The sequence below is a fragment of the Paenibacillus sp. QJM3NY_38 genome, from assembly GCF_056173265.1.
On sequence record NZ_CM149665.1, the window covers coordinates 196,129 to 208,234 of the forward strand.

Below are 12,106 nucleotides of genomic sequence, written 5' to 3' on the forward strand. Positions count from 1 at the left end.
CTCTCCTAAGCTTGCAGGGTTATCGCTTAAGCTATTACCTGTATTCTCAGAGAAAGGACGGACGCTATGATTACTACCGTTGTTTTTGATCTGGACGGGACCCTGCTTGACCGCGATACATCACTGATTCGCTTCGTACAAGACCAGTATGATCGTTTATTGCTCCATGATGCGGCAGTGGACAGAGAGGTGTATGTGAGACGGTTTGTTGAGCTGGATCGCAGAGGATATGTATGGAAGGACCAAGTGTATCGTCAGTTAATCGAGGAGTTTGCTCTTCCTCTGCCATGGGATACCCTCCTGACCGATTACATATCCGAGTTTCATCAACATTGCGTCGGTTTCCCCAATCTGTATGCAGCGTTGGACAGCTTGAAAGGTAAGGGAATAAAACTCGGACTGATCTCCAATGGTTACGGCGAATTTCAATATAACAATATCAAGGGACTCGGCATCGAGCCTTATTTTGATATTATTGCGATTTCGGAGTGGGAGGGCTTACGCAAGCCCGATCCAAGGATTTTTGCCAATACATTAAGCCGTCTTAAATCAAAGGCTGAAGAATCGATCTATGTCGGCGACCATCCGGACAACGACGTAACCGCAAGCCGGCGTATCGGCATGAAGGGCATCTGGAAGCGGGATCCCTACTATGATCCGGACTTCGCCAAGGATGGGGAGATTACCGAATTGCTTGAGATTATGAATTATTTGCAAAATTGAAGAACCATTCCCTATGCCTCCTCGTTATTATGATATGAGCCTAATCGGGATAACCATGTTATCAAATGCTTCTTGCATATGGTGATCCTGCCCACACTGTTGGTGTGGGTTATTCGGTTTTGGGGTATAACCGGAAACCCCCGGGTTAACAGCAGGGCCGATTATGACGCGGGTGTGCGTTTTTTTAAACGCATTTTAAACGTAGGAATCCCCGTCATTTAAACATGATCCTGTAACTTATAAGTAGAACATCACAGAGGGAGTGAACGAAGAGCATGCTGGAAGCCTATCTGTTTCCTATATCTTATGCATTTTTAACCTTTCCCATAGCGGCTTTGCTGTGCGCAGTTCCCTTTCTGATTGTGCAGTATCGCAAATATGGTTATTTTAATAAATTCCGGGGATTTCTGCTGTATCTATTTCTGCTCTACATGATGAACGCGGTGTATCTGGTGCTCCTTCCTTTGCCTGCCTCGCGGCACAATCCCCCGATGAATGTAGCCTCGGTCATGCAGTGGATTCCGCTGAATTTTATCCAGGATATATTGAAGGAGACCAAGGTGGTATGGGGCGTGCCCTCGACTTACCTGCATTTGTTGAAGGAAAGAGCCTTCTTGCAGGTCGTGTTTAACGTATTTCTCGTGGTTCCGTTCGGTATGTTCCTGCGTTATTACGCTCGGGCATCCTGGCTTACGTGCTTGGTGGCCTCATTCGGACTATCGCTGTTCTTCGAGGTGACCCAGGTGACCGGCATTTACGGCATCTATGATCACCCTTACCGGTTGTTTGATGTGGATGATCTGCTGTTGAATACCATGGGTGGGATGATGGGATTCGTGCTCGCGGATTGGATGAAAAATCACCTGCCACGCCTTGATCGACTGGACGAGACGGTGGATCTGTCGCAGAAACGGGTCAGTTATACGCGCCGGGCGATCGCTTTTGGCATTGATGCAGGGGTCGTGCTGCCGATCATCGGCGTGTTGACCGTACTGAACGTGAGGGGTGCGTATTTTATTGTCGTCATTTTATATCATATCGTGCTGCCTTATATGATGCAGGGACAGACGCTGGGCAAGTGGATTGTCCGGGTCCAGATTCGAGGTGCAGAGGAACACCTGAAGTTGAAGGAAGTGATTACCCGTAACGGTCTGTTATATGTGGTATGGGGTGGACTTCATGCCCTGCTTATTACCGTTAATGTCTTGGGTTCACAAGTCCTGGCTGCCATGTATGCACTAGGGGTATTGCTTCTGGATGGCGTTGTGTGTATCCATGTGCTGTTATGTCTCATCCATCGTGACCGGAAGCTGCTGCATGAAGCCAAGAGCGGAACGAGGCTGGGTATTGTAGAGAATAAACCATTAACCAAGACGGTTTAATTAAGGTTACCACAGGGTCTCTTATTTGTTATAATGTGGAAAATGGGTTCGCCGAGGAGGAGATATAACTGAAGGGTAAAATCCTCTCCATTTCCGCAATCATTGTGGGGTTGCTGTTTATTTCCAATCAGCATCTGGGCTATTCGTTCGGGGATGATCTGTTTCGCTGGGCAGGGATCTCGCCATGGACTAAGCAAGGCAATTATGGCTTTCATCTTCCTGTAATTACCGGTCTAGTTTTGTTGATGGTCGGTATCCTGTGGGTGGTCCGCAGATATCGCCCCCGTTATCCGAAGATCATGAGCCGGGTGATGATCGGCTGTGTTGCATGGATCGTTATTTTTCCATTTATATCAGAGTTTGTTATGTATGTGGTGAATTATAATTCGAGCGGAATATCCACCGTGTCCTACTCCAGAAAAGACAGCAAGTGTGATTATCGCTCAGAGAATGATGCTATTCGGGCACACTGCCAGATTCATATTTACAGTTATGGCACCGAGCAGCAGGTTATGGTACGACCGCTAAGCGTTAATATTGGAGGGAAGATGGTTAATTTCGAGCCTAAGGCAGTTACGGTTCGGCCTCGAGGGGTGTTGCAGGTCGAAGAAACCTTTGAGGGTTCGACAGAGCAAATCGATGCTTCATACGGTGTTTCAGGCGGAATAAACGAGCCAGGCATCGAGTTGATCGTCGATGGCAGGAGCAAGCAGATAAAATAGCCTCCCGTTACGTATGAAGGTACATGACTCTTATATCCGAGGTGGACCATGGTGAATTTCCATCGTACGGAATGGTATATGAAATTACCGGTCACCTACCATACGGATCGGGAAGGGACCTACGGCGGCAACTTTTCTAATATTTACCCAAAGGGAACAAAATACTATGCCATCCAAGGAATTACTCCGGAATCCGTGATCGCGGTTGAGACGCTGGAAGGCTATGTCATGGCTCGTTATGAGGGTGAGTCTGGCGGGGCCCGTGTTCCGTGGGAGATCATTAAGGATTGGAATGTGGCAGGGTTCATCCTTCTGATCGTTGTGTGGGTGGCGGCCGTTGTTTGCAAGAAGCGGGCGAGTGGCTCATATAGGCGCTAGATGGCTTCGGGAGTTAGGCATTTATTCGCGATGTGTTTATAACACAGCCGGTATTCTTTGAGCATGCTCATAGGACACCGGCTTATTACATTCATGTATTTGTACGAATTGCAGGCTGACTCATGGAGGATTTATATTTGCTACAATAGAATACAGAACTAGAAACCGATACAAAGGAGACAGCTCATGAAACCGATACGAAACTCGGCCAAGGCCGTTATTATGCGGAATCATCAAATTCTTCTAACGAAAAACGTAGATCATTTGGGGGATTTCTATCTGTTCCCTGGCGGCGGACAAGAGAAAGCGGAAACCTTGGTGCAGGCGGTGATCAGAGAGTGTCAGGAGGAAATCGGGCGTAAGGTGGAAGTTCGCGATCTGCTGCATGTCCGTGAATACATAGGGTCCAACCACGAGTTTGCGGAATGGGATTCCGATGTGCACCAAGTGGAGTTTTATTTTGAGTGCAACTTGGCGGATGCAGGGGATACCTTTCTTGGCCATAACCCGGATGAATACCAGGTGGGTGTGGAATGGATCGATCTGTCCGCATTGGATGACATTCGGGTATACCCTCGCTCCCTGGTTAAGCCGCTTCAGGATAAGGCTGCGCGCCCCGTGGTTTGCTATGTTGGCGATACGAACTGATTTTATCTACAGAAAATGTTCAAGTTTGTGATCTAAATTCAAATGAGATGATGGAGGATGCCGCGTATGGATCAATGGGAATACAAAACGCTGAAATACAAAACCGGAGGATTTCTCGGAGGCAAGGTGAATGAGGAGGAATTCGAGGATTTATTGAACAGCTACGGTATTGACGGCTGGGAATTGATCTCGTGCTTTGATACGAGCGTGCATCAAGGCCAGTCCAGAGACATCATTGCCGTGATGAAGCGAAGGGCATATCTGGGGTAGAGAATGAATAGAGGGGAGACGATCTGATGATCATTCGCGAGACAGAGGATGCTTTTGTGATGACCACCCAGGACGACCATGGCCGATTCTCGGGCGATGTTGCCCGGGGCTTCCGGCGAGAGCTGTTTATGGATGAGTCTGTATTGGAAGAAGTACTGCTGGCTATTACCGAGCATGACCGCGCTTGGCTTCGGATGGATGACACGCCGATTTGGAATGACGAGAGCCGGACTCCGTATACTTTTATCGATTATCCGGTCCAGCCGAAAATGTTAATGTATACCAAGGGTGTTGATGAGATCGAAGCGATGAGTCCTTATGCAGGGTATCTCTGCAGCCTTCATTTTGCGTCGTTTATGAAAAATGCGGCGGAAGCCCCCCTGGTTGAATTCTACCGTTCGGAGACGGAACGGCAAAAAAGACTGCGTGAACAGTTTTCATTTCCCGATGAAGATGTGGTTAACAGGCAGTTTGGCCTGCTGCAGCTGTGCGATGATATCTCGCTCTATGTAAACATGAATGCACCCGGTGTTCCCAAGGATCAGGAGCATCCTTGGTTCAAAGAGGGCTTCGATATGTCAATCGATGGGGAAAAGGTTATGGCGTCCTGGGCAAGCGAGCATGAGATTCGACTGCGTCCATTTCTATTCGAACAGGCATGGTCGGCTTCAGTGAAGTGGAAATATGTACTGAAGGCGAAGATTGATCAGCAGGGAGTGGCCAAGGCATTTGATGGAGCAGCGTGGACGGATCAGACGGTTACTTTTGTACCGTAAGTTTATATAACGGTCATCCTTCATCGGCAAAAATATGATATGATCACCACAGTGGGTTATAGACTGGACGATTTGATTCTGTAGGAATGTAGAGGATGAATAATGAAGAAAAAGGAATTTTTGATCGTTGCGCTGCTTAATTTTTTGGCTGCGATAGCGTTCTTGGTGGTTGTTTTCATTACGGATCGAAGCTCTTGGCAGTGGGGATTTGGAGTCGTTTCACTGTTGTTTGCGATTGGTGGAGTAGGAAACTTGGTTTTGCATGCCAAGAACAAGTAAAACCTCCTTCGCAGGGCTATCACGATAAGATTCACTTTGTAAGGCAGGAGGATTATGATTTTGATAGAATGGAAGAACCTTTATCGGGGTGTGCTGATGGGAGTCAGTGACCTGATACCAGGTATAAGCGGCGGCACCATTGCTGTCGTGCTCGGTATCTATGATCGTTTGTTGGCGGCTATCAGCGGATTTTTCAGCAGGGAATGGAAGAAGCAGCTGGGCTTTTTGATTCCGCTTGGCGTTGGAATTGGAGCAGCTCTATTGCTGCTGAGTCGCTTGATTGAATACCTGCTGGCAAGCTATTATGAGCCCACCCAGTTTTTCTTTACCGGATTGATTTTAGGGGTGTTGCCTCTTATTCTACGTAAAGCGGAGGCAAGAACCAAATTCAAAGCCGTGCATGTGGTCGTGTTGATTGCAGCAGCCGGTTTATTGGCTTCGACGGCCTTTCTCAGAACGGATGCCACATCCGATCCGATAACGGTCCTGACCTGGTCCAACGGGATCGGACTGTTCTTATCCGGCTGGTTAGCCAGCATGGCGATGCTGCTGCCTGGCATTAGCGGGTCATTTGTACTTCTCCTTCTAGGCGTATATTCTACTGCCATTTCAGCTCTTTCCTCATTAAATATAGGAATTATAGCTGTCATTGGTGCGGGAGTGGTGGTTGGCTTTGTAGTTAGCAGCCGGTTGATTCGGTACCTGCTTGACCGTTTCCCATATATGACGTATGCCGTGATTATTGGATTGATATTAGGATCTATTGTTATCGTATTTCCGGGTATTCCATCCGGAACGGGGATGATGGCTACCAGTGTAGGCACCTTGCTGCTGGGGCTTATCGTAGCGGTATTCATGGGTAGAAAAGAATAAGCTTGAAAATGTAAAACAGGGAGCCGCGTGCTTCCTGTTTTTAGGTTGACACGGAGTAACTTGACTATGGCGGAGCGAAGGGTTGAGGTGGAATATGAATCATTTATGCCTTTACTTGTCATCGCATTTATGTGATAATATTCACAAACAGTAGCGATGTTTAGATGTCGATGTTGTCTTTCCAAGTAAAGGAGCGTTATTCATGAGGAATAATGGGAATTGTGTCAGCTGCGGCGGCGAGGTATACCCTGCCTCTAACAGATGCGCTCAATGCGGAATGCTGCAGACGTCCGGTCCAACCAAGCACACATTCATGCTGCAGGTCGCTTCGATGATTGGTGCCGGGTTGCTTATTTTTGCAGTCCCGGTGATCCTGCTGATGATGTGGAGATATTAGGATCGAAGCGAATCATTTGTATAAATCCCCCACTGGAAGACTGTGATTGAAGCGTTCATCAAGTGATGAGGGGGTTTATTTCATTATATTGATCTTGTACCGAGACTCTCATTCAGGATGCATGGTAAAATACCCCTAACTAGAAAAAGGATGGGGTTCGCGATGATACATATAATAGAAGAATTTGCTGCCAGCATTCGTTTTTCGGGTGCTGTGCTCGTAACCGACGAAAATGACAACATCGTATGGAACGGTGCCTTCGGTTATTCAAACCGGGCCGATCAGATCCCGAATCAAGCAGACACCCGGTTTGGCATTGCCTCAGGCTGTAAGCTGTTCACCGCGATTGCGGTTTGTCAGCTTATCGAACAGGGCAAGCTGTCGCTGGACAGCAAGCTAAGCGATTGTCTGGATATTCCGCTGCCTAATTTTAGCCCGGAGATTACCGTTTTTCATTTGTTGAGTCACAGCTCGGGTATCCCGGATTACTTTGATGAAGAGGTTATGGACGACTTTGAGGATCTGTGGAAGACAATTCCCATGTATACACTCCGTAACGGAAGGGATTTCCTTCCTCTGTTCCAGGATGAGCGTATGAAATTTCAGCCCGGTGAAAGATTCCATTACAACAACGCAGGATTTGTGGTGCTTGGCCTGATCGTTGAACAGCACGCCGGAATGCCGTTTCGCGACTATGTCCAGCAGTTTGTATTGGAGCCGTGCGGCATGCAGCATTCGGGATATTTTCCGCTGGATCGTCTGCCCGCGAATACGGCTTACGGGTATATTGATGAGGAGGACGGCACGTGGAGAACGAACCAGTATGCCATTCCGATTCAAGGTTATGCCGATGGCGGGGCCTATGTGACGGCACCGGACATGATCAAGTTATGGAGATCGCTGATGAACAACACGATGCTCACCGCACCCCTGACCGAGAAGCTGCTGGCATCACATATACAAGTCCCGGGCAGTGATCTGCATTATGGGCTTGGCGTGTGGATTACCAAGAAAAATGAGAATGTGTTTAAATACCACGTCATGGGCTATGATCCGGGGGTGAATTTTCGGTCTGCTTATTATCCGGCCACCGGTCATACCCTTGTAGTGGCTTCCAATGCCGCTGGTGGCGCTTTTGAAATGATGCAGTTCATCGAGGAAGAATGGTTGAAGTGATCTGATCTATATGAAACAGCCCCGGGCCTTGAATAGGTCAGGGGCTGTTGCTTTGTTGATTCCAAGATCAAGCGGGTGCTGAGACTTACGATTCAGCTTTGAAGTACCGATTCGCCGCGGGTCGGAACATAAACATCAAGGCTGCAACAACGGCGATTATATGAAGGATACGGCTGGAGGCAAACAGGATGGAAATATTGTCTGTAGTAGCAAATGCCTCCCAAAGGGAACCGCCATTTATTAGCCATTTGATGGGGTCAATGATAAGGGAGAGAATGCCAAACCCGCCTAAAAACAAAGCGAGTGTGATTCGCGCCCAATTCTTACCCCGAAGCATTCTGACCATGATGTAGACAAGGACTGCGAACATCATGGTTCGTGCTGCCACTTGAGTGAGAATACCGACAATTCCAGCACCCGTTTGGCTGGATATCGAATCGATGACCGCCAGAATCATCTCGAATACCCCTGCACCGATGGCAATGATCCATAACAGAAAGGACTGGAACACCTCAGAGGGGACAGCATCCTTTTTCAAGATTCATCATTCCTTTCGTGCTAGAGTGATACAATAACACGTTGTTAGGAGAAACAGGTTTAAACGATGGTGCGTCTGGCCGTGAACCACCAGCCTCCTGCAAGCAGAACGAGGGAGATAATCAGCGTGAGCCCAAGCCCTTGTAGCAGCGAATCGTTGAAGAGAAGGGCCAGCAAGCCATCAGCCAGCGTATGCCGGAGTGAAGGAATGGAGGTAAAGATCGGGATTGCCGCAATAAATACCACCCAGATCACCCAGCCCATGACTTGACGCAGACCGGAAAACAACAGATTCAGTAATTAAATAAGAAGCAGGTAAGCGCTGAATTGATAGAAGAACATGCCAACGATTCCAAATTGATTCCACCCAAAGATTTCAAGGATGTTGAAGGTATTCTCATATTGTCGTATAAAGCTGATCTCCACCTGAAACCAGACGATATTGAGGACAGCAAAGATGGCGGACCATATGGAGTAAACCAGAAGCATGCCAATATAATATTCTTTTCGTGTAGCTCCTAAATTCATTACCCGCCGGAACAAGCCTGCGGGGAGCACACTGCCTACAAATATAAGGAACACGGTGAGGAGGTTGGCCGCAGACACCTGCGTATTCTCCGTGCTGTCTCCAAGAGACAGGCTTACGATAATATTTGCAATCATACTTATTGCAACGGTGCCTAGCATTACCAGGAGATAAGACCGAAGCTGAAGAAATGAAGCCCTCATAAGCGCAGTGGTTTTATTCAATGGATTGACCTCCTTCGATCAAATAGGAGAAAAACTTTTGCAGCGGTAAACCGTCAATAGCGATACCAAGCTTGTTGGCTTGTGCACGGTCTGCCTCATGGATGGCTCCATATATCGCGGTTAAGGAACCTTTACCGTAAGATTCTTTATAGGTCACGTGGCGATCCTTCGTAAACAGTTCGACTTGCTCCTGGTTCCCGGTCAACAGATGAGAATTGGCACGTATATGGTCAACATCGTCATGCAATAACATAGCGCCGGAATCCATGATGTAAACTTTCTCAACAACGGTTGCGATCTCATCAATCAGATGGGTCGAGAGCAGGATGGTCCGTGGATGATTGGCATAATCCTCAACCAGAACGCGATAAAATCTCTCTCGCATGAGCACATCCAATCCCAGCACCGGTTCATCAAATACGGTAATCGGGGCCCGGCTGGCCAGACCGATAATGTTTCCGACCAAAGACTCCATTCCCCGTGACAGCTGGCGGATTTTTTTGTCCGGGTTCAGCTTGAATGTCTTCAGCAGGCTCTGGGCATAATCCCAGTCCCAGTTCTCGTGAAAGGCCGATGCCAAGCGCAGCACTTCAATCACCTTGGCACCGCCAAAGAACAAATTCTTCTCTCTTACGTAACAGATCCCTTTCGGGGTTTCCCCATGCTTAAGCTTGACACCCGAGACCTGGATGCTGCCATGGTCGGGAAAAGATCCCCCGGTCATCATATTAAGCAGCGTGGTCTTTCCGGCGCCATTGCGGCCCAACAGGCCATAGATCGTATTCTCTTCAAGCTGGAGCTCCAGATTTCGGACCGCTTCCGTACGCCCGTAACTCTTGCTCAGGTTGGAACAGGTAAGTATTGCGTTCATCGCGCTCATCTCCGATCTCTCTGTTTGATCATTTCTATAACGTCGTCGGTGGTCAATTCAAGCTTTTCCGCTTCATCAAGCAGCTTCAATACGAGTTCGTTGTAAAACCGGTCCTGCCGCTTGGTCAATATGATCTGTTTGGCACCTGCTGCAACAAACATGCCGAGCCCCCTTTTCTTGTACAAGATCCCTTCATTGACAAGCAGGGCAATGCCTTTTACAGCTGTAGCGGGATTGACCTGAAAAGTACTCGCGAACTGCGACATCGAGATAATCTGATCATCCGCTTGGTATGTCCCGTTCAATATGTCATCCTCAATCATATCTGCGATTTGCTGAAAAATCGGCTGTCCTTCGTCAAACCTGGAATTCATGATATCACCCTGTCGGTATGTTAGTCTTGTAACATACTATAATGCCGAGTGGAAAGACGTGTCAACTAAAAAATAAAAAACAGGCCAACGTAGGCCTGTTTTCGATGTGAAGTACAAAAAGCCCCCGTCTTGAAGAGACGGGGGAGGTGTGTGAGCAAGCTGTGAGGGGCTTATATCCAGCCCTTCTCCTCCGCCATCGAGATGGCCTCGATCCGGTTCTTGGCACTCAGTTTGCTTAAGATCTCGGACATATAGTTGCGGACAGTCCCGTAGGATAAGTGGAGCTTCGATGCAATTTCATTAGAACTGTTACCGTCGGCAGCCAATCGCAGCACTTCCCGTTCGCGTTCGGTCAGCGGATTGGCACCCGCACCTGACAGCGTACCGAATACGAGCTCAGGGGAGACCTCCCGCCGTCCATCCATGACTCGGCGGATGGCTTCTGCCAGCCGTTCACTGGGCTCATCCTTAAGCAGGTATCCCTGAACGCCCGCCTGCACGGCCCGCTCGAAATAACCAGGCCTAGCGAAAGTGGTCAGGATGATGACCCGGCTGGGATAACCGCGCAGCTTTACTTCCTCCGCCACTTCGAGACCGCTGCGCGCAGGCATTTCAATATCGAGCAGGCATACATCAGGTTGATGCAAGGCAATCAGGGACAGCGCTTCATCGCCGTCGCCGGCTTGACCAATCACATCAATATCGTCTTCAAAATCAAGCAAGGAAGCCAGAGCGCCGCGCAGCATTCTCTGGTCCTCGGCGATCAGCACTTTGATGCTCATGGGAAGTGTCCTCCTTCCGGTTCTTGATGATGATCGGAACACGAATTACTAATATCGTGCCTTGTTGCTCGGAGCTGGCCTCAACGGTGCCCCCGATAAGGGACAGCCGCTCAGCCATGCCTTTCAGGCCATTACTGTTGGATGAAGCTGATGGATCTTCTTCCTTGCTATGAAGACCAACGCCATCATCGGCCACCTCTAGCCGCCACTCATTGCCCATCGACTCGATGGCAATCCGGCACTGGCTCGCCTGACTGTGCTTCACCACATTGGTTACGGCTTCCCGCAAGCAGAGGCTCAGAATATTGTGGGCCAGGTCGGAAATTCCCTCCAGCTTCGGATTGCCGGCACAGCTGAACTGGATATCGGCGCTCTCCAGAATGATCTGGGCCTCGACCAGTTCCTCGGGCAAGGTGGCGGTCCGCATGTCGGATACCAGCTCGCGCACTTGGCGGAGCGCGGCCCGCGAGGTGTTCTGAATCTCCCGGGCCTCGATTTGGGCTTTCTCGGGATCCTTTACCGCCAGCTTCTCCACAAGCTGGCTCTTCAACGTGATGAGAGACAGGGTATGACCCAAGGTGTCGTGAAGATCTCTGGCGATACGCATCCGCTCTTCGCCTTTAATCAGATTGCGGATCTGCTCGTTAGCCTGCGCGAGCTCCTTCTCCAGCTGCTGCCGCCGGTTTAGAGAGCGGATGCCGAAGGGTGAGAACAGCATGATGAGAAAGAAAGGAGTCATAAAGACCAGATCCTTCCATCCCAGCATGCTTGCGTTTTTGATTAAGGGAACAACCTCTATGATGGCAAACAGCACAAGGGATATCGTGAATTTGCGACGGTCGGTATACCAGCCGATGAAATTGGCAGTGAAGAACCCCATATACATATAGGTTGGGTGGTACCACATGCAGAGAATGAAAATGATGGACATCTGAATGCCGAGCCACCAGAAAAAACGAGGCGTGCCAGCAGCGAAGTAAAGCTGGCGGTACGTGAGGAGAAACAAGGCAATCAGTGTATATCCCATCCCCATCTTCCAACCTTCTTCGCTCATCATGTTGATTACGGGCAGAGATATATAAATGAGCCACAGATAGGGGAAAAACCCCAATTGCGTTGGAAAAACCTCAAACCCTGCGGATTTTGCGTCTTTCAATTTTTTCATGAA

Annotated in this window: 18 protein-coding genes; 11 read left to right on the plus strand and 7 right to left on the minus strand. The window is 48.8% G+C overall.

Features of this window, described 5'->3' with window-relative positions; genetic code table 11:
* Positions 1–66: 66 nt before the first annotated feature.
* The 11 genes from AC0VZ8_RS00955 to AC0VZ8_RS01005 all read left to right on the plus strand — a co-directional run bounded on the left by AC0VZ8_RS00955 (position 67) and on the right by AC0VZ8_RS01005 (position 7,624).
* The gene (locus tag AC0VZ8_RS00955) at positions 67–723 is read left to right on the plus strand and encodes an HAD family hydrolase (protein ID WP_475485751.1); all 657 of its coding nucleotides are present in this window, start codon (positions 67–69) and stop codon (positions 721–723) included.
* Positions 724–998: 275 nt separating this feature from the next.
* Complete coding sequence (locus AC0VZ8_RS00960; RefSeq protein ID WP_475485752.1) at positions 999–2,105, plus strand: VanZ family protein; 1,107 nt, start codon at positions 999–1,001, stop codon at positions 2,103–2,105.
* Positions 2,106–2,209: 104 nt separating this feature from the next.
* The gene (locus tag AC0VZ8_RS00965; protein ID WP_475485753.1) at positions 2,210–2,827 is read left to right on the plus strand and encodes a hypothetical protein; all 618 of its coding nucleotides are present in this window, start codon (positions 2,210–2,212) and stop codon (positions 2,825–2,827) included.
* A 48-nt stretch (positions 2,828–2,875) separates the two neighbouring features.
* Positions 2,876–3,205, plus strand: coding sequence for a hypothetical protein (locus AC0VZ8_RS00970; protein WP_475485754.1), 330 nt, complete (start codon positions 2,876–2,878; stop codon positions 3,203–3,205).
* A 186-nt stretch (positions 3,206–3,391) separates the two neighbouring features.
* A complete protein-coding gene (locus AC0VZ8_RS00975; protein WP_475485755.1) occupies positions 3,392–3,853 on the plus strand; it encodes an NUDIX domain-containing protein in 462 nt (153 codons plus the stop codon).
* A gap of 66 nt (positions 3,854–3,919) precedes the next feature.
* Positions 3,920–4,123 (plus strand): DUF4177 domain-containing protein, encoded by a 204-nt coding sequence (locus AC0VZ8_RS00980; protein ID WP_006207549.1) that lies wholly within the window; start codon positions 3,920–3,922, stop codon positions 4,121–4,123.
* 26 nt (positions 4,124–4,149) lie between these two features.
* Entirely contained in the window at positions 4,150–4,899 is a 750-nt protein-coding gene (locus AC0VZ8_RS00985; protein WP_475485756.1) for a DUF3891 family protein, read from the plus strand.
* Positions 4,900–5,001: 102 nt separating this feature from the next.
* The gene (locus AC0VZ8_RS00990; RefSeq protein ID WP_164762893.1) at positions 5,002–5,178 is read left to right on the plus strand and encodes a hypothetical protein; all 177 of its coding nucleotides are present in this window, start codon (positions 5,002–5,004) and stop codon (positions 5,176–5,178) included.
* Positions 5,179–5,241: 63 nt separating this feature from the next.
* A complete protein-coding gene (locus AC0VZ8_RS00995) occupies positions 5,242–6,051 on the plus strand; it encodes a DUF368 domain-containing protein (protein ID WP_260068584.1) in 810 nt (269 codons plus the stop codon).
* A 202-nt stretch (positions 6,052–6,253) separates the two neighbouring features.
* Positions 6,254–6,448: a hypothetical protein gene (locus AC0VZ8_RS01000; protein WP_071219472.1), complete on the plus strand. Its 195-nt coding sequence runs from the start codon at positions 6,254–6,256 to the stop codon at positions 6,446–6,448.
* A 162-nt stretch (positions 6,449–6,610) separates the two neighbouring features.
* Positions 6,611–7,624, plus strand: a complete 1,014-nt coding sequence (locus AC0VZ8_RS01005; protein ID WP_475485757.1) for a serine hydrolase domain-containing protein — start codon at positions 6,611–6,613, stop codon at positions 7,622–7,624.
* 85 nt (positions 7,625–7,709) lie between these two features.
* Here AC0VZ8_RS01005 and AC0VZ8_RS01010 read toward each other — a convergent pair whose 3' ends face one another.
* The 7 genes from AC0VZ8_RS01010 to AC0VZ8_RS01040 form a co-directional block, all read right to left on the minus strand.
* Complete coding sequence (locus AC0VZ8_RS01010) at positions 7,710–8,162, minus strand: hypothetical protein (protein ID WP_475485758.1); 453 nt, start codon at positions 8,160–8,162, stop codon at positions 7,710–7,712.
* Positions 8,163–8,221: 59 nt separating this feature from the next.
* On the minus strand, positions 8,222–8,407 hold the full coding sequence (locus tag AC0VZ8_RS01015) for a hypothetical protein (RefSeq protein WP_475485759.1): 186 nt from the start codon (positions 8,405–8,407) through the stop codon (positions 8,222–8,224).
* Between the two features lie 54 nt (positions 8,408–8,461).
* Positions 8,462–8,911 (minus strand): hypothetical protein, encoded by a 450-nt coding sequence (locus tag AC0VZ8_RS01020; protein ID WP_475485760.1) that lies wholly within the window; start codon positions 8,909–8,911, stop codon positions 8,462–8,464.
* The gene (locus AC0VZ8_RS01025; RefSeq protein ID WP_475485761.1) at positions 8,904–9,782 is read right to left on the minus strand and encodes an ATP-binding cassette domain-containing protein; all 879 of its coding nucleotides are present in this window, start codon (positions 9,780–9,782) and stop codon (positions 8,904–8,906) included. Before AC0VZ8_RS01025 ends, AC0VZ8_RS01020 begins: the two co-directional genes overlap by 8 nt.
* Before the next feature lie 5 nt (positions 9,783–9,787).
* Entirely contained in the window at positions 9,788–10,156 is a 369-nt protein-coding gene (locus tag AC0VZ8_RS01030) for a GntR family transcriptional regulator (protein ID WP_475485762.1), read from the minus strand.
* 170 nt (positions 10,157–10,326) lie between these two features.
* On the minus strand, positions 10,327–10,938 hold the full coding sequence (locus AC0VZ8_RS01035) for a response regulator transcription factor (RefSeq protein ID WP_071219477.1): 612 nt from the start codon (positions 10,936–10,938) through the stop codon (positions 10,327–10,329).
* Positions 10,871–12,103: a sensor histidine kinase gene (locus tag AC0VZ8_RS01040; RefSeq protein ID WP_475485763.1), complete on the minus strand. Its 1,233-nt coding sequence runs from the start codon at positions 12,101–12,103 to the stop codon at positions 10,871–10,873. Before AC0VZ8_RS01040 ends, AC0VZ8_RS01035 begins: the two co-directional genes overlap by 68 nt.
* Positions 12,104–12,106 lie beyond the last annotated feature (3 nt).

Coding starts and splice junctions, on each gene's coding strand:
- AC0VZ8_RS00955 (WP_475485751.1), top strand. CDS start 67: ATGATTACTACCGTTGTTTTTGATCTGGACGGGACCCTGCTTGACCGC.
- AC0VZ8_RS00960 (WP_475485752.1), top strand. CDS start 999: ATGCTGGAAGCCTATCTGTTTCCTATATCTTATGCATTTTTAACCTTT.
- AC0VZ8_RS00970 (WP_475485754.1), top strand. CDS start 2,876: ATGGTGAATTTCCATCGTACGGAATGGTATATGAAATTACCGGTCACC.
- AC0VZ8_RS00975 (WP_475485755.1), top strand. CDS start 3,392: ATGAAACCGATACGAAACTCGGCCAAGGCCGTTATTATGCGGAATCAT.
- AC0VZ8_RS00980 (WP_006207549.1), top strand. CDS start 3,920: ATGGATCAATGGGAATACAAAACGCTGAAATACAAAACCGGAGGATTT.
- AC0VZ8_RS00985 (WP_475485756.1), top strand. CDS start 4,150: ATGATCATTCGCGAGACAGAGGATGCTTTTGTGATGACCACCCAGGAC.
- AC0VZ8_RS00990 (WP_164762893.1), top strand. CDS start 5,002: ATGAAGAAAAAGGAATTTTTGATCGTTGCGCTGCTTAATTTTTTGGCT.
- AC0VZ8_RS01000 (WP_071219472.1), top strand. CDS start 6,254: ATGAGGAATAATGGGAATTGTGTCAGCTGCGGCGGCGAGGTATACCCT.
- AC0VZ8_RS01005 (WP_475485757.1), top strand. CDS start 6,611: ATGATACATATAATAGAAGAATTTGCTGCCAGCATTCGTTTTTCGGGT.
- AC0VZ8_RS01025 (WP_475485761.1), bottom strand. CDS start 9,782: ATGAACGCAATACTTACCTGTTCCAACCTGAGCAAGAGTTACGGGCGT.
- AC0VZ8_RS01030 (WP_475485762.1), bottom strand. CDS start 10,156: ATGAATTCCAGGTTTGACGAAGGACAGCCGATTTTTCAGCAAATCGCA.
- AC0VZ8_RS01035 (WP_071219477.1), bottom strand. CDS start 10,938: ATGAGCATCAAAGTGCTGATCGCCGAGGACCAGAGAATGCTGCGCGGC.
- AC0VZ8_RS01040 (WP_475485763.1), bottom strand. CDS start 12,103: ATGAAAAAATTGAAAGACGCAAAATCCGCAGGGTTTGAGGTTTTTCCA.